The following is a 4,109-nucleotide window of genomic DNA, read 5'->3' on the forward strand; positions in this document are numbered from 1 at the left end:
TTATTATTGACTAGAGTCATGCTCTCATAAGGGCTTCTGTTTTATCTTAGGAAGAATCCACCCAGGGATCCCTTAGGTTGTCCTTGGTTGGTATCCCTTTGGCAAGATCCGCTAGCCCAACCCAGGCCATGTTGCCCGTTCGCCCCCGCGAAACTGTTTCCATGTTCACCCGCGACGGGATCCAACTGGACGCGGATGTCTATCGCCCGCAAGGGGAGGGGAGCTACCCGGTTTTGCTGATGCGGCAGCCCTATGGGCGGGCCATTGCCTCGACGGTGGTGTATGCCCATCCCAGGTGGTATGCGGCCCAGGGGTACATTGTGGTCATCCAGGATGTGCGCGGACGGGGAACTTCCAAGGGATCCTTCTACCCTTTCCGCCATGAGGTGGAAGACGGGTTTGACGCCGTCAATTGGGCGGCTGCCTTGCCGGGGAGCAACGGCGTAGTGGGCATGTACGGCTTCTCTTATCAGGGCATGACCCAGCTGTATGCGGCTTCTACCCGTCCCAGCGCCTTGAAGGCCATCTGCCCGGCGATGCTGCCTTACGATCTCTATGCCGATGCCGCTTACCCAGGGGGGGCCTTTGCCTTCTACAACAACCTCAGTTGGGCCTTGCAACTGGAGACCGAAGGGGCGCGTCTCAGGGGGGATGCCAATGCCTACCAAGCGCTTTTGAAAGCTGCCCGCAATCTCCCCCTCTACGACCCTATCCCCCTCAAGCCGGGGGTGTTGCAGCAGTATGCCCCCCAATCCTATTACTTCGACTGGCTGGAGCACAGCGAGCCGGATGAATACTGGCGCAAGCTCTCTCCCCGTCTAGAGGTGGTGGATCTGCCGATGCTACACATTGCCGGCTGGTTTGACAGCTACCTGAGTGGTAGCCTGCGCCTCTACAAGGAAATGAGCGCCCGCAGCCAGAACCCTCAATACCTGATCATCGGCCCTTGGATCCATCTCCCTTGGGGGCGCAAAGTGGGGGCGTTGGACTTTGGCCCAGAGGCTGTCAGCCCCATCGATCGCCTGCAGGTGCGCTGGTTTGACCAGTTCCTCAAAGGCAAAGATACAGGGATCCTCCAGGAGCCGCCGGTACGCCTGTTCGAGATGGGATCCAACCGCTGGCGCGGCTTTGATGCTTGGCCTACCCCTGAGCCAAAAGCTTTTTACCTACACAGCACCGGCTTGGCTGCCCTTTCAGAAGCAGATGGATCCCTTCGCCCTGAACCCTCGCCGACGCAACAATCGGATACCTTTGTTCACGATCCCTGGCGACCGGTGCCGGCCTTGGGGGGCCACCTAGTTCAGCCTGCCGGGCCGCAAGAGCGCTCCGCCCTCGACTGCCGCACCGATGTCCTGACCTATACCACTCCGCCGCTGCAAGCCGAGCTGGTTCTGGTCGGGGACATTGCTGTGGAGGTGTACGCGGAGGCCGACAGCCCCAGTTTCGATCTTTGCGCTGTGCTCTCGGTGGTAAGGCCCGATGGGCAGGTGTATAACTTTTCCCAAGGCTATTGTCGCCTACGGGATCCCCAGCCCAGTACCCCCATTCTGATTCCCTGTCAGCCCACCTGTATTCGCATTCCTTGCGGTCATGCTCTGCGCCTCAGCCTTAGCGCGGCTTGTTTTCCGGCCTATCCTGTCAACACAGGCACGGGAATGCGGGAAGAGCGGCTGATTGAGGCCCGCATTCTCACCATCACTCTCCGCAGCGGTGGCGAGACGCCTTCGCGGCTGCACCTGCCCATGGCTTGAAGCCAAGAAGAGACCAAGCTTCGGGATCCCGTTCGCAATCCCCGCTTACAAAGAGACATCAAAGAGACACCAAACGTTAGGATAGAAACAGGCAGGGCAAGGGAACACCATGTTGCAAGACCCAAAGTTGATCCGGCACTATCAGGCTTTGACCGATGCTCTGGTGGATACCTGGCAGCGGGGCTACCGGCGCACCGATGAGCTACGTCTGCTGGTGGATGGCTACCTGCTGGCCTTGCGAACTGGCAAACAATTGGAGCCCTTCGAGATCTATCGCATTGAGGACGAGGTCAACCGCTTCCTCTACGATCCGTCCAACTTCATAGATCCGGAATTGGAGCCAGAGGCGGAGCCGATGCGGGGTTACTGAGTTCCGGTTTTACGGAACATCTTGCGCCTGGTAAGCTGATAGGAATTGATTCCTCTCAGATTCCAGTCCTATCGCATCAGCGGGACGGAGTCCTATGGCGGTTTGGGATACGGTGGCCTCCCGGCGTCTGCCTCTGCTGGGATCCGGCCTGGGCCTGGGAATAGCCCTGACTCTCTGGTACGGGCTGTCCGGCTACCACGTGCTGCAGATTGGCCTCTGGCTGCTGAGCATCCTGCTGGTGGGGTTGTATTGGGCGCAGTTTTCCCCGGCTCAACCCCCTTGGGATCCGACGCGGCTGCGCTGGCAACAGGAGCTGTTGCACCTGGGGCTGTTGGTGTTGGTCTTTGCCCCGATCTACCTCTACGACCTGCCCAACATCCCTTTTCAGATCAATACTGACGAGATTGTGATCACCTCCATGGCCCGTCGCGCCTCAGGGGTGCGCTATCCCGATATCTTTGGGCTGATGCCGGAGTATTTCTATTTCCCCCGCTTCATGTTCAGCCTCTTCGGCGGCCTGACGCGGCTGATGGGGGGAGTCACGCTGCTCAATGTGCGCACGGTACATGCCGCCTTCGGGGTCGTCACCATTCTGGTGGCCTACGGGTTTTTTCGGGCATTTTGGGGATCCCGGCTGGCTTTGGCGGGGGCGGCCCTCTTGGGATCCAACCACGCCTTGCTGGGCATCAGCCGCATGGCCATGCGGGAAAACCTGATTGTGCTGGTGGAGTGTGCGGCCCTGGCCTTGCTCCTCAAGGGCGTGCGGGAAAAAAATCCCCTGTTGCTCTATCTGGGGGGAGGAGCGGCGGCTTTCTCCCTCTACGGCTATTTGCCGGGGCGGGTGGTGATCCTGCTGGGGTTGCTGTTTGGAGTTCTGTACCTGCTCCTGGGCCGGGAGGATCTCCGAGGAGAAAACAAGCAAGCTAATCCCCTCTGGGTCCTGGCTAAGCTGACGGTGCCCGCGGCGCTGGGCTTTTTTCTGGTGGCTGGGCCCATTCTGGTGGCCACGGTCACAGCACCTGCGGTGAGCGCCGAGTACTCTCGCCAACAATTTCTCTTTTTCCCGGAAGGGCGGGCGTTACAACAGATGTGGGTGAATGCGGCTACGCCAGAGGAGGCGGTCTGGCGCAACATCTTCAACGGCCTGAGTATGTTCAACGACCCCGGCCAGCACGACCGCGGCTACATCTATCCCAACTACGGCCATGCTTTTGTGGATCCCTTGACGGGGGCTTTGATCTGGCTGGGGCTGGGATCCGGCCTCTACCGCCTTTTCAAGAAGCGCAGCCAACCCCACGACTGGCTGTGTATCGGCAGTTTCCTGTTTCTTTACTTGCTCTTTAGCTTTGCCATCACCAAAGCCCCCAACTACACCCGCCTGCTGGTCATTCTGCCCTTCGTGGCCTACCTCACCCTAGAAGGGATCCAGGTGCTCCTGCGGGCGCTGAGCGGTCTTCTGGAGTGGGCAGGATCTCAGGCAAGAGGTTGGTTGCTAGCGGTGGCGATGGGGGGCGCGATCCTGGCGATTGGGGGATGGAACTTGGCAATCTTCGGAGATTTTGTCTTCAAGGGCTGGACTCAAGGCAATGATGTGGGGGCCACCGGGCGCTATGTGGCAGCTCGCCAAATGGATCCCGACTACCGCTTCTATCTGGCCGCCAGCGCTGCCTACCCCTATTTCGGCTGGGGGGAACCCCACTATTGGCAAAGCTGGATCCAATTTTTTGCCGGACGGGAACAAAAGGTAGCGGTGTTTTCCCCTGAGGTGTTGCCCATCCAGGCGCTGGAGCCACCGTTTACCCTGTTCATGAACGAGTGGGTATGGGATCAGCAAGGGGCAGAACTGCAACGGCGTTTTCCCAGCGGACGGTTGCACCGGATCCCTGCTGAGCGAGGTCTGTGGGCCTTTGAGGTGGTGGATCCCTAGAGCTCCCCCCCTGGTTTGGCCAACCCACTGTTCGCGGGACGGAGTCCTTTCGCGTCAGCGG

Annotated in this window: 3 protein-coding genes; all 3 read left to right on the top strand. The window is 59.7% G+C overall.

Translation table 11 applies throughout. The annotated features are described in order from the left end of the window. Positions 1-77: 77 nt before the first annotated feature. The 3 genes from NW818_RS12370 to NW818_RS12380 all read left to right on the top strand — a co-directional run bounded on the left by NW818_RS12370 (position 78) and on the right by NW818_RS12380 (position 4,048). Positions 78-1,751, top strand: coding sequence for a CocE/NonD family hydrolase (locus tag NW818_RS12370; protein WP_414424721.1), 1,674 nt, complete (start codon positions 78-80; stop codon positions 1,749-1,751). A 109-nt stretch (positions 1,752-1,860) separates the two neighbouring features. Further along, positions 1,861-2,121, top strand: a complete 261-nt coding sequence (locus NW818_RS12375) for a DUF6761 family protein (RefSeq protein WP_011434405.1) — start codon at positions 1,861-1,863, stop codon at positions 2,119-2,121. A 94-nt stretch (positions 2,122-2,215) separates the two neighbouring features. Beyond that, positions 2,216-4,048 (top strand): glycosyltransferase family 39 protein, encoded by a 1,833-nt coding sequence (locus tag NW818_RS12380; RefSeq protein WP_414424722.1) that lies wholly within the window; start codon positions 2,216-2,218, stop codon positions 4,046-4,048. Positions 4,049-4,109: the final 61 nt, after the last annotated feature.

This window comes from Synechococcus sp. R6-5 (assembly GCF_047461775.1).
Taxonomy (GTDB): domain Bacteria; phylum Cyanobacteriota; class Cyanobacteriia; order Thermostichales; family Thermostichaceae; genus Thermostichus.